Source organism: Allobosea sp. (assembly GCF_017308075.1).
Taxonomy (GTDB): Bacteria; Pseudomonadota; Alphaproteobacteria; order Rhizobiales; family Beijerinckiaceae; genus Allobosea.
The window spans coordinates 1-25,387 of record NZ_JAFKFX010000037.1; the positions used below are offsets into that span (position 1 = coordinate 1).

Genomic DNA, 25,387 nt, shown 5'->3' on the forward strand with positions numbered 1-25,387 from the left:
CAGATGCGGCATGCGGGCAAGGTCGGCGATCACCGGCTCGCCGCCGATGGTCTTGCCGAGGCAGAGCGCCAGCTTGTGCTTGGTCGCTTCGAAGTCCTGGCTCGCCAGCAATTCGCGCAGGAAGACGGTCTCGCGCTTGGTGTTGGGCAATTCGATGCCGATCGCGTTCTTGCCCTGCACCACCGCGACGCGCGCCGAGATCGCGCTCATCGAACGCGCGATGTCGTCCGCCAGCGAAATCACCCGCGACGACTTGGTCCCCGGTGCAGGCTCCAATTCGTAAAGCGTCACAACAGGGCCGGGGCAGGCCTGGACGACCTCGCCGCGGACATTGAAGTCCTCCAGCACGCCTTCGAGGAAGCCCGCATTCTGCTGCAAGATCTCGACCGGGATCGCGCTCTCGATCTGCGGCGGCTCGGCCAGGAAATCGATCGGCGGCAGCTCGAAACCCGGGATCACCACCGAAACCGCCGGCGCGATCTCGACGCCGCGGCGCTTCGCGCGCTGCGCCGAGGCATCGGGCTCGGGCGCGCGTTGCGGGCGCTCGGCCTTGAGAATCGGAACGGCGTTTTTCGTCGCCTGTGCCGGCGGCGGGCTTTCCTGCACCGGCGGCTCGACCGGTGCGGTTGCCGGCGGAGCGGAGGGCATGGCGGGGGCGGTGAAGCTCACATCGAGCCGATAGCTCTGCGTCCAGCCCATGCCGCTCCAGGGCGTCGCGGTCGCCGCGGCACCCATGAAGCCGTCGGCCTGCGGAACGACCCGCCGCTCTTCGGCCAGAGCCGGCGGCAGCGGCGGGGCGGGCAGCAGGGCCGGCTCGGGGAGCGTCTCGGCCAGGGTCTCGATCGCGGTCTCGTCGGCCCGCTCGGCATCCGGGATGAACTCCCAGAAGGCGTCGTCGGACAGGAAGGCGAAAGGCGTCGACGGCATCGTCTCGACGCCCGGTTCCGCCTCCTCGCACGCCATGGCAGGCGCGTACGCGCAGCCCTCGCTGTCGAGCGCGGCGACCATCGCTTCCGACGTGCCTTCGGCGGCGGCGATCTCGGCGAGCTGCGTCTCGCCCCAGACCTGCTGCATCAGATGCCGCGGCGTCCGCCAGAAGCGGACGCGGTCGAGTTCGGCCGGGGCAAGCGGCACTGGCTCGGGCTCGGGTTCGGGAAGGCTGATCTCGACGACCTCCGCCTCGACGACTTCCGGCTCGACCCGCGGCTTCGCGGTCTTCCTCGGCGTCCGCCAGTAACGGACCGCGGCCGGCTCGGAAGCCGACTGGCCGGTCTGGGGCTGAAGGGGGGAATCGGCGCCTTCCGCCTGGAGATTCCAATTCACTCGACGCATGGACATCAGCAAGCACGGCACATTGGTTAACGACTGCTTCGAGGCGTACCCCGGCAGGGTTAAGAGGGGATGAAGCTTTGCCCCCCGCGCACCGCGACAGCGGGTTGTCCCCAGGCCGATCGGCTGGCCGCGGTGTCGCCTAAACGACGGGCAGTCGGTACTCCCGAAACATCTCGCGCAGCGCCGTCTTCTGGATCTTGCCGGTCGCGGTGTGCGGGATCGCCTCGACCAGCACGACATCGTCGGGTAGCCACCATTTCGCGACCTTGCCGGTCATGAAGGCGATCATCTCCTCCTTGCCGGGCGTCCGGCCGGGCTTGGGCACGATCACCAGGAGCGGCCGCTCATCCCATTTCGGATGGGCGACGCCGATCACCGCCGCCTCCGCCACATCGGGATGGCCGATGGCGAGGTTTTCAAGCTCGATCGAGGAGATCCATTCGCCGCCGGACTTGATCACGTCCTTGGAGCGGTCGGTGACCTGCATGTAGCCATGCGGATCGATGGTCGCGACGTCGCCGGTGTCGAAGAAGCCATGCTCGTCGAGGATCGGCTGGTCGTGCCGGTAATAGGCGCCGGCGACGGCCGGGCCGCGCACTTTCAGCCGCCCGAAGGTCTTGCCGTCCCAGGGCAGCTCCCTGCCCTCATCATCGGTCAGCCGGAATTCGACCGTGAACTGCGGATGGCCCTGCTTGACCTTGAGGTCGTAGAGCGCCTCGCCCTCGAGATCGGCATAATCGGGCTTGATCGTGCAGAAGGAGCCGATCGGGCTGGTCTCGGTCATGCCCCAGGCATGGTCGACGGTGACGCCGTATTGTGTCTCGAAGGCTTCGGTCATCGCCCGCGGGCAGGCCGAGCCGCCGATCACGACCCGCTTCAGGCTGGTGAGCTTTTCGCCGGTCGCCTCGAGATGCTGCAGCAGGCCGAGCCAGACCGTCGGCACGGCGGCGGTCAGCGTCACGCCCTCGCCGTTCAGGAGTTCGAGCAGCGAGGCGCCGTCGAGCTTCATGCCCGGCAGGACGAGCTTCGCCCCGGTCATCGGCGCCGAATAGGCCAGCGACCAGCTATTGGCGTGGAACAGCGGCACCACCGGCATCACGACGCTGCGCGAGGACAGGCCCATATAGTCGGGCATGGCGCAGGCCATGGCGTGCAGCACGTTCGAGCGGTGCGAATAGAGCACACCCTTGGGCCCGCCCGTGGTACCCGAGGTGTAGCAGAGCCCGGCGGCGGTGTTCTCGTCGAGCTTCGCCCAGGCGAAATCCGCATCGCCCTCCGCGAGCCAGTCCTCGTAAGCGACGGCACCCTTCAGCGAGGTTTCCGACATGTGCTCGCGATCGGTCAGGACGATGTAGCGCTCGATCGTCGGCAGCCTGTCCCGGATGCCTTCGACCAGCTTGACGAAGGTCAGGTCGAGGAAGAGCAGCCGGTCCTCGGCATGATCGATGATCCAGGCGATCTGCTCGGGAAACAGCCGTGGATTGACGGTATGGGTGATCGCCCCGATGCCGGTGATGCCGTACCAGAGCTCGAGATGGCGGTCGGTGTTCCAGGCCAGCGTCGCGACGCGGTCGCCGACCTTGATCCCGCTGCCCGAGAGCTTCTTCGCCAGCTTCAGCGCCTTCTCGCGCACCTGCGCATAGCTCGTACGCCGGATCGGCCCCTCGACGCTCCGGCTGACGACCTCGCGGTTGCCATGTTGAATTGCGGCATGGTCGATGATCCGGTGGATCAGCAGGGGCCAGTCCTGCATCAAGCCCAGCATGCGCCTTCTCCCCATTGGTACTACTTGTTTTGCGCAGCATAGCCAGGGGAGGTGCGGACGCGAAAGCCCTCGCGCAGCGGCCGAAGATAAGCTAGTTCAGGGATGAACCATCCGGGGGAAAGAGCCATTGCCAGCATCCCGCCCAGTTCCTGCGCCTGAGCCGGTCGAACCAGACCGCGTCTGGTTCCGCTTCATGCGGCTGCACCAGCGTATGCTCGGCCAGATGACGGCGCGCATCCGCGAGCTCGGCCTCTCCATCCCGCAATTCGACCTGCTCTCGACCCTGACCGAGCGCGAAGGCATCAGCCAGAGCGAGCTCGCCGAGCGGCTCTACGTCACCAAGGGCAATGTCTCGGGCCTGGTCGACAGGCTGGTCCAGGCGGGACTGGTCGAGCGCCGCGCCATCGCCGGGGACCGGCGCTCCTACGCCATGCACCTGACGCCGGAGGGCCGGCGCCTGGCGGAGGCCGGCATGGCGACGCAGCGCGATTTCGTCGCTTCGACTCTCGGCAAGCTCCCATCCGGCGATCTCGTCGAGCTCGACCGGCTGGTGCTGGCCTGGCGCGACCTCGCCCGCGCCGTCGACGAGACATAGGCGGAGCGCGTGTTCGCGGGGCTGGCCTATGCCGGCGGCGGCAATCGTTGCTACTGGCAGGGCGGTTTCTACGAGACGGTGGCGCCGCGGATCGGCCTGAAGCCGCGCCTTGTGGTGGGTGCCAGCGCCGGCGCCTTCGCCATGCTCTATACTGCGCTGGGCCTCGGCCCGACCGTGCGCGAGCTGGTGCGCGAGGCCTGCATCGGCCGGACCTCCGAAATCGACTGGCCGGCCTTTCGCCGCGGCGGCCGCCTCTTCCCGGTCGGCGAGCTCTATGAGCAGATGCTGGCCCAACTCTTCACTGCCGATCGGCTCGCCGCACTGCAGGCCCGTGCTGATTTCCTGGTGGCGGTGTCGCGGCCCCCACGCTTCTGGCCGCTGCCCGTCGCCGCCGCGCTCGGCATCGGCGCCTATCAGCTCGAAAAGCGCCTGCACCGCCCGGTGCATCCGACCGCTGGCCGCAGGCTCGGCTTCGTGCCCGATCTGGTCCGCATCGCCGACTGCGCAACGCCGGCCGAGCTGGTCGCCGCGCTGATGGCGAGCGCCTCGGTGCCGCCCTTCATGCCGGGCGGCCTGGTCGCGGGCCGCGCCGCGCTCGATGGCGGCCTCGTCGACAGCGCCCCGGCCTGGGCGCTCGCCGAGCTGGAGCAGCAAGGCGAGCCGACGCTCGTGCTGCTCACGCGCCCGTTCGCACAGGTGCCCGAGGTCGCGAACCGGACCTATACCGGCCCGTCCGAAACGATCCCGGTCAGCCAGTTCACCATCCGCAACTGGGACGGCATCCGCTTCGCCTATGAGCTCGGCATCCGCGATGGCGAGGCATTTCTCCGGAGTTTGGAAAGCAGGCAGGTCCGCAAGGCCTCGACAGCGCCGTGACCCCATAAGGCGCGATGCCGATCCGCATCGTGCGGCAAGACCCGTTTTCATCGTCCTTCAGGACAGGCTACGATTCGGTATTCGGCCGCCGGAATCAGCCATGCCTTCGATCGATCTCACCGCCTCCGCCACCAGCCTGCGCGCCGGCCTGCTCGCCCGCCGCTTCAGCGCCAGCGAGCTGCTGGAAGTGACCCTTGCCCGCATCGATGCGCTGAATCCCGCGCTCAACGCCATCGTCGCGCAGGATCGCGAGGCGGCGCGCGCCATGGCGGCAGAATCCGACCGACGCATCGCGGCGGGGCAGGCGCGCCCGCTGGAAGGCCTGCCGATCACCATCAAGGACGCCTTCGACGTCGCCGGCCTGCCCTCCTCCGGCGGCCTGCCGGCCTATAAGGACCGGATTCCGGCAGAGGATGCGGCAGCCGTCGCCCGCCTGCGCGCCGCCGGCGTGGTGATCATCGGCAAGACCATCGTTCCGGTCTTCTCCGGCGATTTCCAGAGCTACAACCCTGCCCATGGCATCGCCAACAATCCCTGGAACCCCGAATACTCGCCCGGCGGCTCCTCCGGCGGCGCCGCCATCGCCGTCGCCACCGGCATGGCGGCCTTCGAGCTCGGCTCCGATCTCGGCTCCTCGATCCGCTGGCCGGCCCAGGCCTGCGGCGTGCTCGGCCTGAAGACCAGCTGGGGGCTGGCCTCGACCTGGGGGGCCGTGCCGCCGCCGCCCGAGCGGCGCACGGCGCGCAATGTCGACCTGATGGTCGCCGGGCCGATCGCCCGCCACGCCGAGGATATCGACCTCGTTCTCGCAGTGCTCGCCGGCCCGCGCGACGCCCATGTCGCCGGCCCGCCCCTGCCCGCTCCCCGCCACGCCGACGCCAAAGGGCTGCGCGTCGCGGTCTGGGCGAGCGAGCCCTTCGCGCCAGTGACCCGCGAGGTTTCCGAGGCGGTGCGCGAGGCCGGCCGACGCCTCGCCGCGGCCGGCGCGCTGGTCGACGAGGCGGCCCGCCCGGGCTTCCGCTTCAGCGAGGCCTATGAGGTCTATGCGCTCTTGAACCACGCCGTCGTCGCCTATGGCCTGCCGCCGAAGGTGCGCGCCCGCATCCAGGCGCAGGCCGGCAAGTTCAGCCCGAACGATCTCTCGCATCAGTCGCTGCAGGCCCGCGGCGCCCGCATGACGCCCGGCCTCTACCAGCAGGTCCAGCAGCGCCGCCTCGCGCTGAAGCGGCAATGGACCCGCTTCTTCCAGAATTACGACGTGCTGCTCTGCCCGCCCGCCCCGGTCGGCGCGCTGAAGCACGACCATCTGCCGGACTTCCATGCCCGCAGGCTCGATATCGACGGTGTCGAGCGGCCCTATCTCGACTTCCTGTGCTGGGCGAGCCTTGCGACCGGCGCCGACCTACCGGCGCTCTCCGTACCGGTCGGCCCGTCGCAGGCCGGGATGCCGCTCGGCGTGCAGGTCGTCGCGCCGATGGGTGAGGACCGTAGCGCCATCGCGGTCGGGGCCATGCTCGAGAAACTGGGCGGCGGCTATCGCGTACCGCCGGTCGCCGCAGCGTAAAAGCCTACAAGTAATCCGCCAGCGAAGCCCTGCGGTTTCCGTCGCGACCGACCGTCTCCGGCGCCGCCAGCATGGCGTTCAGCACCGCCTCCTGCGTCGCCTCGGCGGCGGCCCGGAAGGGCAGGTCGATGCGGTTCTCGTTGAGCGCGGCGAGCGGCACGATATCGGCCTTCTCGTGATGCGCGACCCTGTTCGCTGTCGAGAAGGCGATGGCGATGTCGCCGCTGCCATTGCCCCAGAAGGCGCCGAGCCGGGCGAGGCCCGCGCCGCAGCGCTGGGCGACGCGCGTCAATTGCCGGCTCTCCAGCGGCAGGTCGGTGGCCAGGATGATGATCACCGAGCCGCGCTCGGGCGGCTGGGCCGTCCGCTTCGCCGGCGGCACCGGGCGACGGCCATCGGGCAATACGAGATCGCCGGCATTGCCGAAATTCGCCTGGACCAGCACGCCGAGCGTGAAGCTGCGGCCATCCAGTTCCACCAGCCGCGACGCCGTTCCGATGCCCCCCTTGAAGCCGAAAGCGCTCATGCCGGTACCGGCGCCGACCGCACCCTCCTCGACCGGTCCGCCAGTGGCGGCATCGAGCGCGGCTTCCGCATCCGCGAGCGTCAGGCGCCGTGCCCGGATGTCCGAGAGGAAACCGTCATTGCATTCCAGCACCAGCGAGTTGACCGTGCCGGTGCTGCGCCCGATCTGCGGATTGGCGGCGAGCGCCCGTCCGACCAGGGCCTCGATCCCGGTCGCGACCGAAAACGTGTTGCCGAGCAGGATCGGCGTCTCGATCTGGCCGAGCTCGGCGAGCTGCATCAGCCCGGCGCTCTTGCCGAAGCCGTTGATGATCTCGACACCGGCGCGGACCTTCTCGCGGAAGAGATCCCCGTCATGCGGCAGCACCGCCGTGAAACCCGTGTTGACACCGCCTTCCCGGATTGTCCGGTGGCCTACGATGACACCGGCCACATCCGTGATCGCGTTGAGCGGGCCGGTCGTCAGCGAGCCGCAGATCAGACCATGGTCGCGTGCCCTCTTGTGCAAGGTGCCCTCCTCCTCCGGCGACGATCAGACGGCTGCGTTGAACACGGCTTCGAGATGATGCCCGTCGGGGTCGACGACGAAGGCCGCATAGTAATTCGGGCCGTAATGCACCCGCAGGCCGGGCGCGCCATTGTCGCGGCCGCCATGCTCCAGAGCCGCACGGTGAAAATCCGCGACCGCCTGACGACCCGGCGCCGCCAAGGCGAGATGGAAACCAGGCCTCGGCGGCCTTTGCCCGTCAGGGCAATGCTTCAGAGCCAATTGATCGCCGCTGCCCGGCACCCCGTAGCCGATGGCCTGTCCGGCTTCGCCCGGCCGCAGATCCTGCCAGACACGGACATAGCCGAGCGGGGCCAGCGCCGCGTCGTAGAAGGCTGCGGCGCGCATAATATCGGCGACGCCGAAGGAGAGATGATGCAGCATGGGCCGGCCCGATGCGCTCACGCCGCGACCGTCACCTTGGCGACCGTCGGCCGCGAGCGCCCGCCGACCAGCTCCTCGCGCAGCACCAGGCGCTCATGCGGCCCGATCGCGCCGATCGCGACCTCGCGATCCGGCAGGATCGCGGTGGCGAGCTTGCCGACGAAGACGATCACCGGCCGCTGGCCGGCGCTCGCCCAGCGGCGGAACTGGCCGAGATAGGGTTCCTTGCGCCAGGCCTGCGCCGCGCCGGGATCGACCTGGGCGAACAGCCATTTGGTCGCCGGGTCCATTGTCAGCACGAAACGCGCCTGATCCGGCTTCCATTCCGGGCCGAGGAAGCCCTGCGTCATCCACAGGCAGAAGAAGTCGCGGCATTGCTGCGGCCTCTGCGCGTAGATCTTGCAGGATCGCCCGGGAAGGCAATGCTGGCACCACGCGCCGGCGACGCTGTCGACCTCCGGATTGTCATAGACCTTGCAGCACAATGTGCAGCTGCCGCAATCGCGGCCCGGCGCCGGCCGGTTCGCCAGGGTGGCGGGATCGATCATGCGGACCTCTCGTGAACCGGCCGCACCATGAGCATCGCCGCTGCTGCTGGCAAGCCATGATTGGAACCGTTCCAGACGCGATTTCCCGGCATCGGCCCTCGTGCCGCGGGAGCCGCGCAGCGGCGTCTCGAAGCATGGCGGCTCCATCGGGAAAAAGCCGCCTCAAGTTTCCGACGCCGCGGCACTGCCCTGCGCCAGACTCTGCTTCGATCTGCAAGAAAATCGCTCAGCGCTTGCGCGGCTGCGGAGCTATGCTCGCATAAACGTCCCATAAGGAAGCGGAGCCGGGCATGCTGACCAACCTCGCCGTGCGCGATATCGAAACGCTGATTCACCCCTATACCAATCTCGCCACCCATCGCGAGGTCGGCCCGCTGGTGCTGGAGCGCGGCAAGGGCGTCTTCGTCTACGACACCACCGGCAAGGACTATATCGAGGGCATGGCCGGGCTCTGGTGCACCTCGCTCGGCTATTCCAACGACGAGCTGGCCGAAACCGCCTATGAGCAGCTCAAGAAACTGCCCTTCACCCATATCTTCTCGGGCCGCAGCCACGACCCGGCGATCGAGCTCGCCGAGAAGCTGAAGGAGATCGCGCCCGTACCGATCTCCAAGGTCTTCTACGGATCGGCCGGCTCCGATGCCAACGACACCCAGGTCAAGCTGGTCTGGTACATGAACAATGCGCTCGGTCGCCCCAAGAAGAAGAAGATCATCTCGCGGCTGAAGGGTTATCACGGCGTCACCGTCGCTTCGGCCTCGCTGACCGGCCTGCCGGCCAACCATACCGATTTCGACCTGCCGCTCCCCGGCATTCTCCACACCTCCTGCCCGCATCACTACCGTTTCGCCCATTCCGGCGAGAGCGAGCTCGATTTCTCGGCGAGGCTGGCAGCCGAGCTCGACGAGATGATCCAGCGCGAGGGCCCGGACACGGTCGCCGCCTTCATCGCCGAGCCGGTGATGGGCGCCGGCGGCGCGGTGACCCCGCCCGAGGGCTATTTCGAGGCGATCAACGCCGTCCTCGCCAAATACGACATCCTGTTCATCGCCGACGAGGTCATCACCGGCTTCGGCCGCACCGGCGAGATGTTCGGTACCACCACCTACAAGATGAATGCCGACACGCTGTCCTGCGCCAAGGCGCTGACCTCGGCCTATTTCCCGCTCAGCGCCGTGATGGTCAACGAAGCCGTCTATGAGGTTCTCGTCGACCAGAGCCGCAAGATCGGCACCTTCGGCCACGGCAACACCTATGCCGGCCACCCGGTCGGCTGCGCGGTCGCGGTCAAGACGCTGGAGATCTACCAGCGCGACAAGATCATCGAGCGCGTCCGGCAGGTCTCGCCGAAATTCCTCGCCCGCCTCGGCAAGCTGGCCGAGCATCCGCTGGTCGGCGAGGCACGCGGCGTCGGCCTGATCGGCGGCATCGAACTCGTCAAAGACAAGGCGAGCAAGGCGCAGTTCGAGGCCAAGAAGGCCGTGGCCGCCAAATCGGTCTCCTTCGCCCAGGAGGAGGGCGTGATCCTGCGCGCCATGGGCGGCGACCGCGTCGCCTTCTGCCCGCCGCTGGTGATCAGCGAGGCCGAGATCGACGAGATGTTCGACCGCTATGAGCGGGCACTCGGCAAGACGCTCGACTGGGTCAAGGCCGAAGGCCTGCTCGCCGCCTGACAGCGGCCTGCGCGTTCATGATCGCGATGCCCGCCCTCGTGGCGGGCATTTTCATTTGAGGTCCAATCTAGATCTGACAAACGCCCAGATGGCGGGGACGGGGCGCGGCGATAGCGGGAACGTGACAGTAGCGGATTATCGGTAGCCGCCAGCGAAACCACACCAAAGCCGGCCAAGGCCTCGTTGTGACGCAGAAAACGTCATGATGTTTTCACGATGCCGCCGCCGGCCCGACCCGATCGGCTGCGACATTGCCTCTGTCGACGGCCAGGAACCGTCGGCAAGCCTAGATGGAACCCGAGAGTCATGTCTTCGCAAAAGCCCCAACAGACGGCACCGCGCAGCGCCAGCTTTCACGACGCCACGGCGCGCGAGGCCTATGCATCCCGCTTTCGCCCAATCGCAATTCCTGCCATTCTCGCTGGAACTCGCTGGGCACCCGCCGCGTTGACACCGCAGCGCAGGGACGTCCCGGCGATCCTGCGCAGCGGTTCTGAAGATTGACCACGGCACGACCTTCTACCGAGACCCTCCATGCTTGACCGGCGCAGAGTTCTTCAGACTCTCGCCGGTCTTTTTCTGTCCGCCATCGGCCTGGGCAGCTACGCCTATGCCTGGGAACCGACTCGTCAGGGCGTGACGCGCTACCGTTTGAAGCCGGCGCGCTGGCCGCAAGGCGAGACTCTCCGCCTCGCCGTGATCTCCGATCTGCATGTCGGCGGCCCGCATATGCCGGTGTCGCGGGTGCGCGCGATCGTCGACCAGACCAATCTCCTTCAGCCCGATCTCACCCTGCTACTCGGCGACTTCATCGCCAGCAGGCCGAAGCGCCCGGACGACCCGCCCGAGGCGGCGTGGGCAGCCGAACTCGCCCGCTTGCGGGCGGCCCATGGCCGCTTCGCCATACTCGGCAATCACGACTGGTGGCATGACGCCCGGGCGCAGCGCGACTATCGCGGCCCTACCGAGGTCAGGCTCGCCCTCGAAGCGGTCGGCATTCCGGTCCTAGAGAACGATGCGCGGCGACTGGACACCAAAGCCGGGCCGCTCTGGCTCGCCGGTCTCGGCGACCAGCTCGCCTTTCTACGGCCGCGCCGCGGCCAGCGCCGTGGCGTCCACGATCTCGCGGCAACCCTCGCCGGGATCGACGACGACGCACCCGTGATCCTGATGGCGCATGAGCCGGACATCTTCGCGCGCATGCCGGCCCGCGTCTCGCTGACACTCTCAGGGCACACCCATGGCGGGCAGGTCCGGATTCTCGGCTGGTCGCCGATCGTGCCGTCGCACTATGGCAACCGCTATGCCTATGGCCATGTCGTCGAGAATGGCCGTGACCTCGTGGTCTCGGCCGGGCTGGGGACGAGCAAATTACCGGTGAGGTTCGGCGCCCCGCCGGAGATCGTGCTGATCGAACTGGGTTGAATCAGTTTCGCGCGAAGCCGGACCCGGCTCGCGCGAGGACGCGGCGAAAGGTCGACCGAGATGCGGCACCGACCGGCGCCGCTCCAGCCTCAGCGGACGATGACCTTGCCGCCGACCTCGGAGCGATTATAGAGGTCGATCGCATCGATGTTGCGCATCCGGATGCAGCCCGACGAGGCCGAACGGCCGATCGTCTCGGGCTCGTTGGTGCCGTGGATGCGGTACAGCGTGTCCTTGCCGTCCTGGTAGAGATAGAGAGCCCGGGCCCCGAGCGGATTGTCCGGTCCGCCTTCCATGCCGCCGGCGCGCGGCGCCAGATGCGGCCAGCGCTTGATCATCTCCGCCGGCGGCGTCCAGCGCGGCCATTCCGCCTTGCGCTGCATCACCGCCGTGCCGGTCCAGCCGAAGGCCTCGTCGCCGGTCGCGACGCCGTAGCGAATCGCCTTCTTGTTGGGCAGCACGAAGTAGAGGAACTTCTCTGTCGTATCGACCACGATCGTGCCCGGCGCTTCACCGGTGGGATCATTGATCTCGTAGGGAAGATGCGTGATCTGCGTCTCGAATTTCGGAACCAGCGCCATGTATTCGGCATCGCGTGCCGAAAGTGCAGGTGCATTCACGGTCTTGTATTGGCACGCCCCGAGAAGGACGGACACGCCGAGCGCAGCAACCAGAGACCGCTTCATGACTTCCACCGACGACGCCAGGACAGCGTCTTTTATGATGAATGGATCGTTAAGATTCTGTGACCCGACAGACGCAAGCCAGGGCCGGAACGGAGCCCAGATTTACGGCTCCAACGTCAGCCATGCAACGAAGTTCCGGGATTTCGATGCGATTTGGCTTCTTGCTGCGTTGCAGTGACAATATGGTCACGCTTGCCGGCGCCGATTGACCCAAAGATACCCTTGGAGAGCCTTCCGCGTGACCACGCTCCTGATCAGCCACCCCTCCAGCCTTCAGCATGCCACGCCGACCGGCCACCCCGAACGCCCCGACCGGATTCGCGCCGTCGAGCGCGCGCTCGAGGACGAGCGCTTCGCGACCCTGCAGCGTGTCACCGCCCCCGAGGGCGAGCTGGCGCAGGTCGAACTCTGCCATCCCGCCTCTTTCGTGCAAGGCGTCGTCTCCGCTGCGCCGCGGGACGGCCTCGTCGAACTCGATGCCGACACGACGATGTCGCCGGGCTCGCTCTCGGCTGCACTGCACGGGGTCGGCGCCGCCGTGCTCGCCGTCGACGAGATCATGACCCGGCGCGCCGCCAATGCGTTCTGCGCCATGCGTCCGCCCGGTCACCATGCCGAGAGCAAGCGCGCCATGGGTTTCTGCTTCTTCAACAATGCCGCGATCGCCGCCCGGCATGCGCAGAAGGCTCATGGCGCCGAACGGGTCGCGATCCTCGACTGGGATGTCCATCACGGCAACGGCACGCAGGAGATCTTCTGGAACGATGCCAGCGTGCTCTACGCCTCGATCCACGAGATGCCGCTGTTTCCCGGCACCGGCGCAGCCTCCGAGCGCGGCGAGCACGGCACCATCGTCAACGCCCCCTTGCGCGCGGGAGACGGCAGCGATGCTTTCCGCGATGCCTATGAGAGCGCGATCCTGCCGTCGATCGCAGCCTTCCAGCCGGATCTCGTGATCGTCTCGGCCGGGTTCGACGCGCATTGGCGCGACCCGCTCGCCAATATCAACCTGAAGGAACAGGACTTCGCCTGGGCGACGCAGAAGCTGATGGAACTCGCCGACCGCCATGCCGGCGGCCGGCTCGTCTCGATCCTGGAAGGCGGCTACGATCTCGAGGGCCTGTCGAAATCGGTGGCCGCGCATGTCATGGCGCTGATGCGGGGGTGACGTTCCCGTCATTGCGAGCGCAGCGAAGCAATCCAGGGCGGCAGAGCGAGCCCTCCTGGATTGCTTCGCTGTCATGCTCCTCGCAATGACGACAGCGCGAAGCTCTATTCCAGCGGCTCGGTCTCGGCGATCTCGATGCCGAACCCGGAGAGACCGACGAAGGAGCGCGAGGTCGAGGCAAGGTTGACGATCGAGGCGACGCCGAGATCGCGCAGGATCTGGGCGCCGAGGCCGATCTCGCGCCATTGCTGGAAGCGCACTGCGTCCGAGCCTTCCTCGACGCTCTTGATCGGCACGCCGGCCGAGCCGTCGCGCAGATAGACCAGCACGCCGCGCCCCTCTTTCTGGAACCGGCGCAGCGCGCACTGGATCGAGGAGGCGCCACCGAGCACGTCGGCAACGACATTGGCGCGATGCAGCCGGGCCGGCACCTTCTCGCCATCGCCGAGCTTGCCCATCACGAAGGCGAAATGCTGGGTGTCGTCGAAGCGCGTGACATAGACATGGCCGGTCATCTCGCCGAACTCGGTCTTGACCGGGAAGGAGTGCACGCGCTCGACGAGCTTCTCGCGCGCCTGGCGATAGGCGATCAGGTCGGCGACGGTGATCTGCTTCAGCTTGTGCTTCTCGGCGAAGGCGGCGATCTGCGGCCCCTTCATCACCGTGCCGTCATCGTTGGCGAGTTCGCAGATCACGCCGACAGGCGGCAGATTGGCGAGCTTGCAGAGATCGACGGCCGCCTCCGTATGGCCGGAGCGCATCAGCACGCCGCCCTCCTTGGCGATCAGTGGGAAGACATGGCCCGGGCGGACAAAATCGGCGGCGCCCATATTGCCGTTGGCCAGCGCGCGCACCGTGTTGTTGCGCTGCTCGGCCGAGATGCCGGTGGTCAGCCCGTGCTTGACGTCGACCGTGATGGTGAAGGCGGTGCCGAGCGGGGCGTCGTTGGAGGAGACCATCGGGTCGAGCCGCAAACGGCGGGCTTCGTCGCCGGTCAGGGGCGCGCAGACGATGCCGCAGGTGTTGCGGATGATGAAGGCCATCTTCTCCTGCGTGCAGAGCGAGGCTGCGACGATGAGATCGCCCTCGTTCTCGCGGTCGTCGTCATCGGTGACGATCACGATCTCGCCGCGCGCGAAGGCTTCGATGGTCTCGGCGACATTGCTCTGGGTCATGGCGGCCTCGCGGGGGCCCTGCAGGCCCAGGAAATCATTGGGGGTGACGGCACCGCCGGTGGCGGCGGCGATGCGCTCGGCGCTCTCGCGCGAGATCCAAGCATCGGGGTCGTTGCAGAGCGCGGTCACGCTCGCGGGCGACAGGCCTGCCTGGCGCGCAAAGGCACTGCGGCCGATCTTCTGCTGTTGGAGCCAAGCGTCGAGTTTCATGGCGTCAATCTAATACGCCAGCGCTTCGCTCGCAATGAACCGTTACACAAATTTCAGTGATACTGAAAACCAGGCATTGCTATCGTCATTCCGGACAAGCCGTAGAGCGGCGCAGATCCGGAATCCATCGGAGGGCGTCGCACTCTACGATGGATTCCGGCGCTCCGCTTCGCTGCGGCCGGAATGACGGCCGAGAAGCGGGCGGCTCTAGCGCCCGAACGGCCAGCGCGGCTCCACCACCCCGACCTGGCCGCGATGGCGCAGATAATGGTCGGCCAGCGCGCAGGCGACCATCGCCTCGCCGACCGGCACGGCCCGGATACCGACGCAGGGATCGTGGCGCCCCTTGGTGAACATCTCGGCCTCGCCACCGCTGCGCGTCACGGTGGCGCGCGGCGACAGGATCGAGGAGGTCGGCTTCACCGCGAAGCGCGCGACGATCGGCTGGCCGGTCGAGATACCGCCCAGGATGCCGCCGGCATGATTGGTCAGGAACAAGGGCTTGCCGTCATTGCCGGCGCGCATCTCGTCGGCATTGTCCTCGCCGGAGAGTTCGGCGGCGCCGAAACCTTCGCCGATCTCGACGCCCTTGACCGCGTTGATGCTCATCAGCGCCGCGGCGATATCGGCATCGAGCTTGCCGTAGATCGGCGCGCCCAGCCCCTCCGGCACGCCCTCGGCGACGATCTCCAGCACCGCGCCGATCGAGGAACCGGATTTGCGGATGCCGTCGAGATAATCGGCGTAGAAGGCGGCGGCCTTGGCGTCGGGGCAGAAGAACGGGTTGCGCGAAACCTCCTCCCAGTCCCAATTGCCGCGGTCGATCTTGTGCGGGCCCATCTGCACCAGCGCACCACGGACCTTGAGGCCGGGCACGACCTTGCGGGCGATTGCCCCGGCCGCGACCCGCATCGCCGTCTCGCGCGCCGAAGAGCGCCCGCCGCCGCGATAGTCGCGGATGCCGTATTTCACGTCATAGGTGAAATCGGCATGGCCCGGCCGGTACTTGTCCTTGATCTCGGAATAATCCTTCGAGCGCTGGTCGACATTGTCGATCATCAGCCCGATCGCGGTGCCGGTGGTGACCTGCTCGCCGCTCGCTTCGTCGGTGAAGACGCCGGAGACGATGCGGACCTCGTCCGGCTCCTGGCGCTGGGTCGTATAGCGCGACTGGCCGGGACGGCGCCGGTCGAGCTCGAGTTGGATTTCCGCCTCGGTGATCGGGATCAGCGGCGGGCAGCCATCGACGACGCAGCCTATGGCTGGCCCATGGCTTTCGCCGAAGGTGGTGACGCGGAAGAGATGGCCGAAACTGTTGTGCGACATGGGAACCCGACGTGTTTTCGCCTTCGGCTCATAGGCCGGATTGCGGCGGCGCGAAACCCTCGCTCCCGTTGCGACACGCCGAAACGGGCGCATCGTCAAGCCGGCCCCGCGTCAGCAGGGTAGTGCGGCGCGGCAACAGGGAGCATTGACAGCCTCGGCTTCAGCCGTTTTCTAGGCGCGATGAAGCGCAGCATCTGCACTCTGTCACGCTCCTGGCGCCCCGGGAGCGTGATCATCGCGGGCACCTAGCCCCGGACCCTGCGCAGCCGCAGGTTCGGGGAATGTGGTCTTGCGGTCGGCCACGGCGCCTGCGCGGCGCCTTTCAGAACAGCACCGCTCCCCCGCGATGATAAGGCCGGCAACGCGCTCCCGCGCGGCACGGCCGCTCCATGAGGGCCTTGGTGCTTCGCAAGGGAACGCCATGGCGCAAAGCCGGCCCTCCCTTTGGAATCTCCGACCATGACCAGACGATCTGACCCCGGCCCGGCCGGTCTCGTCAGCCTCGCGCGCGCCCTTTCCAAGCTCGGCTATTGCTCGCGCACCGAGGCGGAGCGCCTGGTCCTCGACGGCCGCGTCCGCGTCGATGGCCGGCCCGCCCGAAACCCTTCGCTGCGCCTCGACATGGGCCTCGCCAGGATCGCCGTCGATGGCGAGGCGGTCTCAGCCGAGCAGCGCGTCTATCTGATGGTGAACAAGCCGCGCGGCATGGTGACGACGCGCCATGATCCGGAAGGACGGGAAACCGTCTATGCCTGCCTCGATGGGCTCGACCTGCCCTTCCTCGCCCCGGTCGGCCGGCTCGACAAGGCGAGCGAGGGCCTGCTGCTGATGAGCAACGACACGCGCTGGGCGCAGACCATTCTCGACCCCGCCTCCGGCGTCGAGAAGACCTATCACGTCCAGATCGACACCGTGCCCGACGAGGCGATGCTGGCCAGGCTCCGTGCCGGCGCCCTCGACGGCGAGGAACGCCTCACGACCCGGGCCGCGACGCTGCTGCGCCATGGCCGGCGCAATGCCTGGATCGAGATGGTGATCGACGAAGGCCGCAACCGGCAGATCCGGCGCATCGTCGAGGCGGCCGGAGCCAAGGTGCAGCGCCTCGTCAGGATCGGCATCGGCGCCCTGCCGCTCGGCGACCTCGCCAAGGGCGCGGTGCGGCCCTTGCGGCCCGAGGAGATCACATTGCCGCTCGGCAATCCCTGAACTGCCCTTCCCTGGCTTCAGCTCCGTTGCGGCGGCTTCACCGCGTTGCACTGGTTGCACCCGAAAACTGGATCTCGCTTCTCGGTCCGGTGTCCTGGAGGGCTACGCCGCCCGCAATGGCGTCTTGTGCAGCACGAAGCGATCGCGACCATTGCGCTTGGCCTCGTAGAGCGCCGCATCCGCTCGCGCGGCGGCATCGGACAGGCTCTCATCCTGGCCGACCAGCACCGCGCCGATGCTGGCCGTCACCGCGACCATCCGGCCATCCGCGAACGGGACCGGCGCATCGCGCAGATTGGCCCCGAGCTTGGCCGCGATCGCCGACAGCGCCGGCACATCGCAGCCACTGATCAAAAGGATGAACTCGTCGCCGCCCCAGCGGGCGCAAGCATCGTAATTGCGCAGCACCGACGACATGCGCTGCACGCAGGCGACCAGCACCGCATCGCCGCCCTGGTGGCCGTGCTCGTCATTGACGCGCTTGAAGCGATCGAGATCGACGATCAGCAGGCCACAGGGCTTGCCCTCACGCCGGGCTCGGTTCTGCTCGCGCGCGAAGGCGTGGTCGAAGCCACGCCGGTTCAGGATCGATGTCAGCGGGTCGTACTGCGCCAGGCGTTCCAGCTGCTCGGTGCGCTCGCGCACCATCGCTTCGAGCCGCCCGGTATTGTCGCCGACCGCCTGCGCCATCTCGTTGAAGGCGTGCGCCAGGCGGGCGATCTCGTCATGACCGTCCTCGCGCGCAGTCGCCTTGAAATCGCCGCCGCGCAGCCGCGCCAGTCCCTGCTCGACCCAGGCGAGCCGGTCGAGCACCTTGCGCTTGAACAGGAGGGTCATCAGCGTCGCGGCCGCGAGCAGGATCGCGGCGATCAGGGCCGCCAGCGGCATGAACAGCTTGCGGTCGATGATCGCGTCGACATCCATCACAGTGACGTTGAACCAGCCCAGCCGGTCGAGAAAACCGACGCCGACCAGCACTTCGCGCCCCTCCATCTGCATGAAGCGCGAGAGCACGAGCACGTCGCCACGCGAGACCTGTTTCATCATCTCTGCCAGCGCCACGCGATCCGTCTCGCGGTCGAGCAGGTTGAAGATCGTCTTCTTCGCCGAGATGTCCTTGGTCAGGCTGTGGAAGTCGACGACGCGCGGGTCGCGATGCGCCTGGATCGCCCCTTGCAGGTCGACAAACATGCTCTGCACGCCGGTCTGCGGGAACTCGACGACCTCCCTGATGAACTGGGTGAGGTCGACGCCGGTGCCGATAAGCCCGAGCACCTGCCCGTCCTTCTGGATGATGCAGTTGATCCAGACCTTGGTGACACCGAGCGTCTCGTCGCGATTGACGTTGAGATGGCAGCCTTTGCCGAGTGCGCGCGTCTTGAAATACCAGGCGTCCTGCGGCGCGTCCGGCGAGACGGCGTAGCGCAGCCGGTTGTGCTCGTAGCTGTTGTCCTTGTCGTTGAAATAGTAGTTGCCGCTCTTGTCGACGACCGCGAAATAGCTGCGATCATTGAAGGACAGCCGGTAGTGCTCCAGCTCGGCGAGGCCGCGCCTGGCCTTTTCCGGGTCACGCTCGTCCTGCGCCCATTCGACGATCACCGGCGCGCGCGCCACGGTCTCGGCCAGCGAAACCTCGCGCATCAGGGCCTCAAGCCCACGGAAACGGTCGAACAGGATCTGCTTCTCGGCGAAGAGCGTGCCGAGCTTCACCACCGTGCCGTTGACGATCCAGAGGAAGATGCCCGAGGCCGGCAGGGCGATCGCGACCATCGTCGCCAGCACGAGGGCCAGAACGCGCCCCTTCAGACCGGAGCTGCGCCAGGCATCGAGCAAGCGCATAGGGCAAAGACCTCCGACCACGCGCCTTTCCGGGGATTCGGAAGGAGCGGAATAGGATCATTGCGACGATATGGTTTATGTTTTGTTGACGCAGGGTCGCAGGAGGCAACCGGCGACCAGGCAGGAAGATCGGACCGGAATGCGGAGCCCCTCTTGCGAAGGGGACCGCTGCCGGAACGAAGAGAAGCTGACTTGCGGTCTCTTCGTTCCCGCGAGCGCAGTCGTCAGGGCTTGGCGGGTTGGGGAAGTCCGACCGGCTTGAAGCCATAGCTCGCCAGAACCGCCTGGCCCTGTGGCGACAGGATGGCCAGAGCCAGCTGCATGGCCTGCGGCGTGTTGCTCACGACGGCGAGGCCGTATTCGGGCCCGACCTCAAGCTCAGCCGGAAACGCGACCATGCGGACCGCCGTGCTGAGCTTGGCATAGCGACGCTGCCCCGAGCAGTAGACCACGGCGAGGTCGACACGCCCCGCATTGAGGGCGTCGAGCACATAATCGCCCGACTTCGCCGCCGGCGCGCCGGGCGGGTTGTCGAGGATGGTCGTGCGCTTCTCGATCGAGGCCCGCGCGCCCGGGCGCCGTTGCTCGGCGACATCGATCAGACGAACCGTGTAGTCACCCAGCGGGTCGATCTTCGGCGGCGAAACGCCGACCTTCACATCCTCCTTCAGGAGTGTGCCGAGCGCGTCTGCACTCTGCAGGTTCCCCATCCGCTCGGGGACCAGCAGGCACAGGGTGTTGCGCGCGAACATGGCCATGGTCGTGGCCCGGCCGTCCGCGACGAGTTTGCGAGGATGGCCGATATCCGCCGAGGTGAAGACATCGACGGCTTCGCCGGTCTCGATCCGCTCGCGCATGCGGCCGGAGGCACCGAATTGGGTTTTGACCGGGATCTTATGCCCCGCACTGAACAGATCCGCGATCTCCGCCATCGAGTCGCGCAGACTGCCGGCGCCGTAAAGCACGAGATCGCGGTCCTGCGCGGATGCTCCGGACGCCATCCCACCCGAGAGAGACAGGACTAACCCGAGCGTGGCGAGCGGCTTGGAAAAGGCAGAGGCAGGTATCATCAATTCATCCTCATACGCCGGTACCCGGCAGTCGCGGAATCCCGACCCCGAAACCTCAATCGTTATATACGGATGAATATAACGATGGCGAGTTCAAAACGCTGCGGCGGGCTGCCGCTCTGTGATCGCCACTCAACTTGATCCGACGGGGCTGCCCGGCCAGCTGCATCGCTGCCGCGCCATTGCGTCCTCTACGAACGCAGACCCCGCATAGCCGACGCCCCCGGCGGGCTCAGGGAGAGCGCGATCGCATCGCCATGTCCGGACGCCGAACGAAGTCTAGAACAGCCCCTCGATCTGCCCGTTCGCGTCGATATGGATGCGCTCGGCCGCCGGCTGCCGTGGCAGGCCCGGCATGGTCATGATGTCCCCGCAGATCGCCACCACGAAGCCGGCACCCGCCGCCAGCCTGAGTTCGCGCACCGGCACGGTATGGCCGGAGGGCGCTCCGCGCAGCGTCGGATCGGCAGAGAAGGAGTACTGGGTCTTGGCGACGCAGACCGGCAGGTCGCCATGCCCGGCCGCTTCGAGCTCGGCGAAGCGCGCGCTCACCCGGGCATCGGCCGAGATGCCGGCGGCACCGTAGATTTCGCGCGCCACCTTCTCGAGCTTCTCGCGCAGCGGCAGCGCGTCCGGATAGAGCGGCGCGAAATCGGCCTCGCCACTCTCGACCAGCGCCGCGACCTTGGCGGCGAGCTCTTCCGTGCCGGCGCCACCTTGCGCCCAGTGCCGGCAGATCACCGCCTCGACGCCGAGATGGTTGCGGCAGAAATTCTGGATCAGCGCGTGCTCGGCCGGCGTATCGCTGACGAAATGGTTGATCGCGACGATCGGCGGCACGCCGAACTTGCGGAGGTTGTCGACATGCCGCGCCAGATTGGAGAGACCTGCCTCGAGCGCCGGCAGGTTCTCGGCCGAGAGCGCGTCGCGGGCGACGCCGCCATGCATCTTCAGCGCCCTGACGGTCGCGACCACCACGGCGACATCGGGCTTCAGCCCGGCCTTGCGGCATTTGATGTCGAAGAACTTCTCGGCCCCGAGATCGGCCCCGAAGCCGGCTTCGGTCACGACATAGTCGGCGAGCTTGAGCGCGGCGCGCGTCGCGATCACCGAATTGCAGCCATGGGCGATATTGGCGAAGGGCCCGCCATGGACGAAGGCCGGCGTGCCCTCCAGTGTCTGCACCAGGTTCGGCATCAGCGCGTCCTTGAGCAGCACGGTCATCGCGCCCGCCGCCTTGAGATCGGCTGCGGTGATCGGGCTCTTGTCGCGCCGGCGGCCGACGACGATGCGCCCGAGCCGCGCCTCGAGATCGGCCAGATCTGTCGCGAGGCAGAAGATCGCCATCACCTCGGAGGCGACGGTGATGTCGAAGCCGTCCTCGCGCGGGAAGCCGTTGCTCGCCCCGCCGAGCGAGGAGACCACGCTGCGCAGCGCCCGGTCGTTCATGTCCATGACGCGGCGCCAGGCGACATGACGGGCATCGAAGCCGAGCTCGTTGCTCCAGTAGACATGATTGTCGAGCATCGCCGCGAGCAAATTATGCGCGCTGGTGATGGCGTGGAAATCGCCGGTGAAATGCAGGTTGATCTGCTCCATCGGCACGACCTGGGCATGGCCGCCGCCGGCGGCGCCGCCCTTCTGGCCGAAGCAGGGACCGAGCGAGGGCTCGCGCAGGGCGATCATGGTGCGCTTGCCAAGCCGAGACAGCCCGTCGCCGAGACCGACCGTGGTCGTCGTCTTGCCCTCGCCGGCCGGCGTCGGACTGATCGCCGTGACGAGGATCAGCTTGCCGTCCGGCCGCGAAGTGAACTCGGCGATCGCGCCGGTATCGACCTTGGCGATGTATTTTCCATAGGGCTGCAATGCCGCGTCCGGGATGCCGGCCTTGGCGGCGATCGCCCCGATCGGCTGCAGCTTCGCCTTGCGGGCGATCTCGATATCGGTCGGCATGTCGTCCCCTTGATACTGTCTCGAACGGGACGCCTTGCCGGCCGATTCCCCTTGGCGCGACTGTGCCGAAAAAGCGCGGCCGCCGCCAGCGCGCGCGTCCGCGACCCGACCCGACCCGCGTGGTGGGCAGATGCCGAGCGGCACCGCGCATCACAGTTCGGCGAGCCAGATGCGCTCTGCCTGAAATCTGCCCGAAGCTGCCCGGCAAGAACGGTGTGGATTCAAGAACGGCGCAGACCAGCGAATGGGAGAGAGCAGACCATGACCGCAGCACCGAGCCGCCGCGACCTCATCATCGCGAGCCTGTCGGCCGCGGGCTTCGCCAGCCTCGCCCTGCCGCCCGAAGCGCTCGCGCAAGGCGCAGAGCTGCCGGCGACTCCCGCCTGCGACGGCCAGGCCGCCGCGACCCCGCGCCAGACCGAAGGCCCCTATTTCACCCCGTCGTCGCCAGAGCGTTCCGATCTGCGCGAGGATGGGACAGGTCAGCTGCTCGTCCTGAGCGGCTTCGTGCTGACGCGGCAATGCCGGCCGGTCCCCGGTGCGCTGCTCGATTTCTGGCAGGCCGATCCGACCGGCCAATACGATAATCGCGGCTTCCGCTTTCGCGGCCATCTCTTCGCCGATCAGCAGGGCCGCTATCAGTTCATCACCCGGGCGCCCGGGCTCTATCCCGGCCGCACCCGCCATCTCCACGTCAAGCTGCGCGGCGGCGCGCAGAGCCCGGTGCTGACGACGCAGCTCTATTTCCCGGACGAGCCCGACAATCGCCGCGACGGCCTGTTCGATTCAAGGCTGCTGATGAAACTGCGCCCGGCCGAGGGCGGCCAGCTCGGCCGCTTCGATTTCGTGCTGGGTGGCTAAGGTTTTCGGCCTCCTTGCCGAGGGGTTTCTCATCCCGGACAAGCCGCGCGAACAGTGAGCCCTGCCGTTCCCGTTCCGCACCGCTGACGTGCGAGGCCGCAGCGGGGACGGCGTTCCTCAGCCGGCCGTCAGCCGCTCGGCATGCCAGGCGATGTGCTGGGCCATGAAGGTCGAGACGAAATTATAGGAGTGGTCGTAGCCCTCCCGCATCGTCAGCGTCAGCGGAATGCCGGCGGTGGTGCAGGCGAGTTCGAGCAGCTGCGGCCGCAACCCTTCCTGCAGGAAGCCGTCGGCGGTGCCCTGGTCTACGAGCAGCTCCTTGATGCGATGCCCGTCGGCGATCAGCAGGGTCGCGTCATAACCGCGCCACGCCGCCTCGTCCGGGCCGAGATATTTCTCGAAGGCTGGCCGCGACCAGCCGGCGGTGGAAGGCTGGCTGATCGGCGCGAAGGCCGAGACCGAGGCGTAGCGCCCGGGATTCTTCAGCGCCAGCGTGATCGCCCCGTGCCCGCCCATGGAATGGCCGAAAATGCCCTGGCGGGACATGTCGAGCGGCAATTCGCGGGCGACGAGCTCCGGCAATTCGTCCCGGATATAGCTCTCCATCCGGTAGTTCGTCGCATAGGGCGCCTGCGTCGCGTCGAGATAGAAGCCGGCGCCCGAGCCGAACTGCCAGTTCTCCGGCTCGTCCGGCAAGCCCTCGCCGCGCGGCGAGGTGTCGGGGCAGATGATGGCGACGCCGTTGGCGGCCGCCGCCGCCCGGTACTCGCCCTTGTCCATCACGTTCTGATGGCTGCAGGTCAGTCCGGAGAGATACCAGAGCACCGGAACCGGGCCCGCCTCCGCTTGCGGCGGCAGGAAAACCGCGAAGGTCATCGGGCAGGCGCAGGCCGCGCTGTCATGACGATAGACGCGCTGCTGGCCGCCAAAAGCCTTCGAGGAGGAGACGAGTTCCATCGCAATTCCTTTCGGTCGTTCATCGCCGGCCGGACCACCGGCGGCACATTCGCGTCATGCTCGGGCTTGTCCCGAGCATCCACGTCTTGACCACCGCCTGTGGCGACCGAAAACGTGGATGGTCGCCACGAGGGCGACCATGACGGGCAGCACCGTTCTGTACGATGGTCGGCTCAAGACCGACCCTACCGCCTTGCTGCCCGCTCGATGCGGCGGAAGAACGACCGCCTCAGTAGACCACCACCGAGCGGATCGACTTGCCCTCATGCATCAGGTCGAAGCCATGGTTGATCTCGTCCAGACTCAGCTTGTGGGTGATCAGATCGTCGATGTTGATCTTGCCCTCCATGTACCAGTCGACGATCTTCGGCACGTCGGTACGCCCGCGCGCGCCGCCGAAGGCCGTGCCCTTCCAGACCCTGCCGGTGACCAGCTGGAACGGACGCGTCGCGATCTCCTTGCCAGCCTCGGCGACGCCGATGACGATCGACTCGCCCCAGCCGCGATGGCAGCACTCCAGCGCCTGGCGCATCACATCGGTATTGCCGGTCGCGTCGAAGGAGAAGTCGGCGCCGCCGCCGGTCAGGTCGACGATCGCCTGCACCACCTTGTCGTTGCCGATCTCGCGCGGGTTGACGAAGTCGGTCATGCCGAACTTCTCGGCCATGGCGCGCTTGGCCGGGTTGATGTCGACGCCGATGATCTTGTCGGCGCCGACCATGCGGGCGCCCTGGATCACGTTGAGGCCGATACCGCCGAGGCCGAAGACCACGACATTAGCGCCCGGCCAGACCTTTGCGGTGTAGATCACCGCGCCGATCCCTGTCGTAACCCCGCAGCCGATATAGCAGATCTTGTCGAAGGGCGCGTCCTCGCGGACCTTGGCGAGCGCGATCTCCGGCAGCACGGTGAAGTTCGCGAAGGTCGAGCAGCCCATATAGTGGAACACGGTGCCGCTATCGCAGGAGAAGCGTGAGGTGCCGTCCGGCATCAGGCCCTGGCCCTGCGTCGCTCGGATCGAGGTGCAAAGATTGGTCCGGCGCGACAGGCAGGACTTACAGCTGCGGCATTCCGGCGTGTAGAGCGGGATGACATGGTCGCCCGGCTTCAGCGTGGTGACGCCCGCGCCGACCTCGCGCACGATGCCGGCGCCCTCATGGCCGAGGATCGCCGGGAACTTGCCCTCGGAATCCAGCCCCGACAGCGTATAGGCATCGGTATGGCAGATGCCGGTCGCCATCACCTCGACCAGCACCTCGCCGGCCTTCGGGCCGCCGATCTCGATGGTCTCGATGGTCAGCGGCTTTCCGGCCTCCCAGGCGACGGCGGCGCGTGTCTTCATCTTGATGTCCTCCTTGAACTGGTCCCGGCGCGCCTATTTCAGATAGGTGCGCAATGTCCTGATGATGCCGTCGATCTCGGCATCGGCGTCGAAGTCCGCCGCCCCCTGCCCGCCCGGCGAGCCGCCGCGCGCCTGGCCGAAGGTCTCGCGCAGATGGCCTTCGAGCACTTCCGCCATCAGCCCGTTGGCCGCGCCGCGCAACGCGGCGATCTGCTGCAAGAGCGTGCTGCAATCCGTGCCGGCCTCGACGGCGCGCTCCAGCGCCTCGGCCTGCCCCCGGATGCGGCGCAGGCGCGCGACAGCACGCTTCTTCTCTTCCGGGCTATGCGGCATGGCATTTCATTCTCTAGGCCTAGAATA

Annotated in this window: 22 protein-coding genes; 8 read left to right on the forward strand and 14 right to left on the reverse strand. The window is 67.4% G+C overall.

All coding sequences use genetic code 11. The annotated features are described in order from the left end of the window. Both J0J10_RS18820 and J0J10_RS18825 read right to left on the reverse strand, forming a co-directional pair. Nucleotides 1-1,332, reverse strand: a 1,332-nt coding sequence (locus J0J10_RS18820; protein ID WP_291648186.1) for a DNA translocase FtsK, incomplete at its 3' end; no start/stop codon positions are given. A 139-nt stretch (nucleotides 1,333-1,471) separates the two neighbouring features. Beyond that, complete coding sequence (locus J0J10_RS18825; RefSeq protein ID WP_291648188.1) at nucleotides 1,472-3,097, reverse strand: long-chain-fatty-acid--CoA ligase; 1,626 nt, start codon at nucleotides 3,095-3,097, stop codon at nucleotides 1,472-1,474. 193 nt (nucleotides 3,098-3,290) lie between these two features. Here J0J10_RS18825 and J0J10_RS18830 point away from each other — a divergent pair, with 193 nt between their 5' ends. From J0J10_RS18830 to J0J10_RS18840, 3 genes are all read left to right on the forward strand, one after another. Continuing rightward, the gene (locus J0J10_RS18830; protein WP_291641623.1) at nucleotides 3,291-3,692 is read left to right on the forward strand and encodes a MarR family winged helix-turn-helix transcriptional regulator; all 402 of its coding nucleotides are present in this window, start codon (nucleotides 3,291-3,293) and stop codon (nucleotides 3,690-3,692) included. Between the two features lie 9 nt (nucleotides 3,693-3,701). Beyond that, nucleotides 3,702-4,568, forward strand: a complete 867-nt coding sequence (locus tag J0J10_RS18835; RefSeq protein ID WP_291648189.1) for a patatin-like phospholipase family protein — start codon at nucleotides 3,702-3,704, stop codon at nucleotides 4,566-4,568. Nucleotides 4,569-4,668: 100 nt separating this feature from the next. Further along, nucleotides 4,669-6,132 (forward strand): amidase family protein, encoded by a 1,464-nt coding sequence (locus J0J10_RS18840; protein ID WP_291648191.1) that lies wholly within the window; start codon nucleotides 4,669-4,671, stop codon nucleotides 6,130-6,132. A 4-nt stretch (nucleotides 6,133-6,136) separates the two neighbouring features. On the opposite strand, the gene J0J10_RS18845 is transcribed toward J0J10_RS18840, so the two are convergent. From J0J10_RS18845 to J0J10_RS18855, 3 genes are read right to left on the reverse strand one after another with little or no spacing between them, the layout of a single operon-like run. Beyond that, nucleotides 6,137-7,165: a DmpA family aminopeptidase gene (locus tag J0J10_RS18845; protein ID WP_291648193.1), complete on the reverse strand. Its 1,029-nt coding sequence runs from the start codon at nucleotides 7,163-7,165 to the stop codon at nucleotides 6,137-6,139. Nucleotides 7,166-7,189: 24 nt separating this feature from the next. Next, on the reverse strand, nucleotides 7,190-7,588 hold the full coding sequence (locus tag J0J10_RS18850; protein WP_291648372.1) for a VOC family protein: 399 nt from the start codon (nucleotides 7,586-7,588) through the stop codon (nucleotides 7,190-7,192). Between the two features lie 17 nt (nucleotides 7,589-7,605). Next, entirely contained in the window at nucleotides 7,606-8,136 is a 531-nt protein-coding gene (locus tag J0J10_RS18855) for a hypothetical protein (protein WP_291641614.1), read from the reverse strand. A gap of 290 nt (nucleotides 8,137-8,426) precedes the next feature. Between J0J10_RS18855 and J0J10_RS18860 the strand changes: the two genes are divergently transcribed. Together J0J10_RS18860 and J0J10_RS18865 are read left to right on the forward strand one after the other, a co-directional pair. Further along, nucleotides 8,427-9,809 carry an aminotransferase gene (locus J0J10_RS18860; protein WP_291648194.1) on the forward strand — a complete coding sequence of 461 codons (1,383 nt, stop codon included), beginning with the start codon at nucleotides 8,427-8,429 and terminating at the stop codon, nucleotides 9,807-9,809. Between the two features lie 534 nt (nucleotides 9,810-10,343). Continuing rightward, a complete protein-coding gene (locus J0J10_RS18865; protein WP_291641610.1) occupies nucleotides 10,344-11,234 on the forward strand; it encodes a metallophosphoesterase in 891 nt (296 codons plus the stop codon). A gap of 89 nt (nucleotides 11,235-11,323) precedes the next feature. Here the strand turns inward: J0J10_RS18865 and J0J10_RS18870 are convergent, their stop codons facing one another. After that, nucleotides 11,324-11,920, reverse strand: coding sequence for a L,D-transpeptidase (locus J0J10_RS18870; protein WP_291648196.1), 597 nt, complete (start codon nucleotides 11,918-11,920; stop codon nucleotides 11,324-11,326). A 238-nt stretch (nucleotides 11,921-12,158) separates the two neighbouring features. On the opposite strand from J0J10_RS18870, the gene J0J10_RS18875 reads away from it, so the two are divergent. Further along, entirely contained in the window at nucleotides 12,159-13,088 is a 930-nt protein-coding gene (locus J0J10_RS18875) for a histone deacetylase family protein (protein WP_291648198.1), read from the forward strand. Between the two features lie 104 nt (nucleotides 13,089-13,192). Here the strand turns inward: J0J10_RS18875 and ribB are convergent, their stop codons facing one another. Both ribB and aroC read right to left on the reverse strand, forming a co-directional pair. Next, a complete protein-coding gene (ribB, locus tag J0J10_RS18880) occupies nucleotides 13,193-14,473 on the reverse strand; it encodes a 3,4-dihydroxy-2-butanone-4-phosphate synthase (protein WP_452116976.1) in 1,281 nt (426 codons plus the stop codon). Nucleotides 14,474-14,680: 207 nt separating this feature from the next. Then, on the reverse strand, nucleotides 14,681-15,799 hold the full coding sequence (gene aroC / locus J0J10_RS18885) for a chorismate synthase (RefSeq protein WP_291648200.1): 1,119 nt from the start codon (nucleotides 15,797-15,799) through the stop codon (nucleotides 14,681-14,683). 459 nt (nucleotides 15,800-16,258) lie between these two features. Here aroC and J0J10_RS18890 point away from each other — a divergent pair, with 459 nt between their 5' ends. Then, nucleotides 16,259-17,005 (forward strand): pseudouridine synthase, encoded by a 747-nt coding sequence (locus J0J10_RS18890; RefSeq protein WP_291648202.1) that lies wholly within the window; start codon nucleotides 16,259-16,261, stop codon nucleotides 17,003-17,005. Between the two features lie 102 nt (nucleotides 17,006-17,107). Here the strand turns inward: J0J10_RS18890 and J0J10_RS18895 are convergent, their stop codons facing one another. From J0J10_RS18895 to J0J10_RS18905, 3 genes are all read right to left on the reverse strand, one after another. Then, nucleotides 17,108-18,844, reverse strand: a complete 1,737-nt coding sequence (locus J0J10_RS18895; protein WP_291648204.1) for a sensor domain-containing diguanylate cyclase — start codon at nucleotides 18,842-18,844, stop codon at nucleotides 17,108-17,110. A gap of 224 nt (nucleotides 18,845-19,068) precedes the next feature. After that, entirely contained in the window at nucleotides 19,069-19,914 is an 846-nt protein-coding gene (locus J0J10_RS18900; RefSeq protein ID WP_291648206.1) for an extracellular solute-binding protein, read from the reverse strand. 279 nt (nucleotides 19,915-20,193) lie between these two features. After that, on the reverse strand, nucleotides 20,194-21,867 hold the full coding sequence (locus J0J10_RS18905) for a formate--tetrahydrofolate ligase (RefSeq protein ID WP_291648208.1): 1,674 nt from the start codon (nucleotides 21,865-21,867) through the stop codon (nucleotides 20,194-20,196). A 261-nt stretch (nucleotides 21,868-22,128) separates the two neighbouring features. Here J0J10_RS18905 and J0J10_RS18910 point away from each other — a divergent pair, with 261 nt between their 5' ends. After that, nucleotides 22,129-22,728, forward strand: coding sequence for a dioxygenase family protein (locus tag J0J10_RS18910; protein ID WP_291648210.1), 600 nt, complete (start codon nucleotides 22,129-22,131; stop codon nucleotides 22,726-22,728). Nucleotides 22,729-22,845: 117 nt separating this feature from the next. Here the strand turns inward: J0J10_RS18910 and fghA are convergent, their stop codons facing one another. From fghA to J0J10_RS18925, 3 genes are all read right to left on the reverse strand, one after another. Then, nucleotides 22,846-23,685 carry an S-formylglutathione hydrolase gene (fghA, locus tag J0J10_RS18915; protein WP_291648214.1) on the reverse strand — a complete coding sequence of 280 codons (840 nt, stop codon included), beginning with the start codon at nucleotides 23,683-23,685 and terminating at the stop codon, nucleotides 22,846-22,848. Nucleotides 23,686-23,914: 229 nt separating this feature from the next. Then, complete coding sequence (locus J0J10_RS18920) at nucleotides 23,915-25,027, reverse strand: S-(hydroxymethyl)glutathione dehydrogenase/class III alcohol dehydrogenase (protein ID WP_291642583.1); 1,113 nt, start codon at nucleotides 25,025-25,027, stop codon at nucleotides 23,915-23,917. A gap of 33 nt (nucleotides 25,028-25,060) precedes the next feature. After that, nucleotides 25,061-25,360, reverse strand: a complete 300-nt coding sequence (locus J0J10_RS18925) for a metal/formaldehyde-sensitive transcriptional repressor (protein ID WP_291642585.1) — start codon at nucleotides 25,358-25,360, stop codon at nucleotides 25,061-25,063. Nucleotides 25,361-25,387 lie beyond the last annotated feature (27 nt).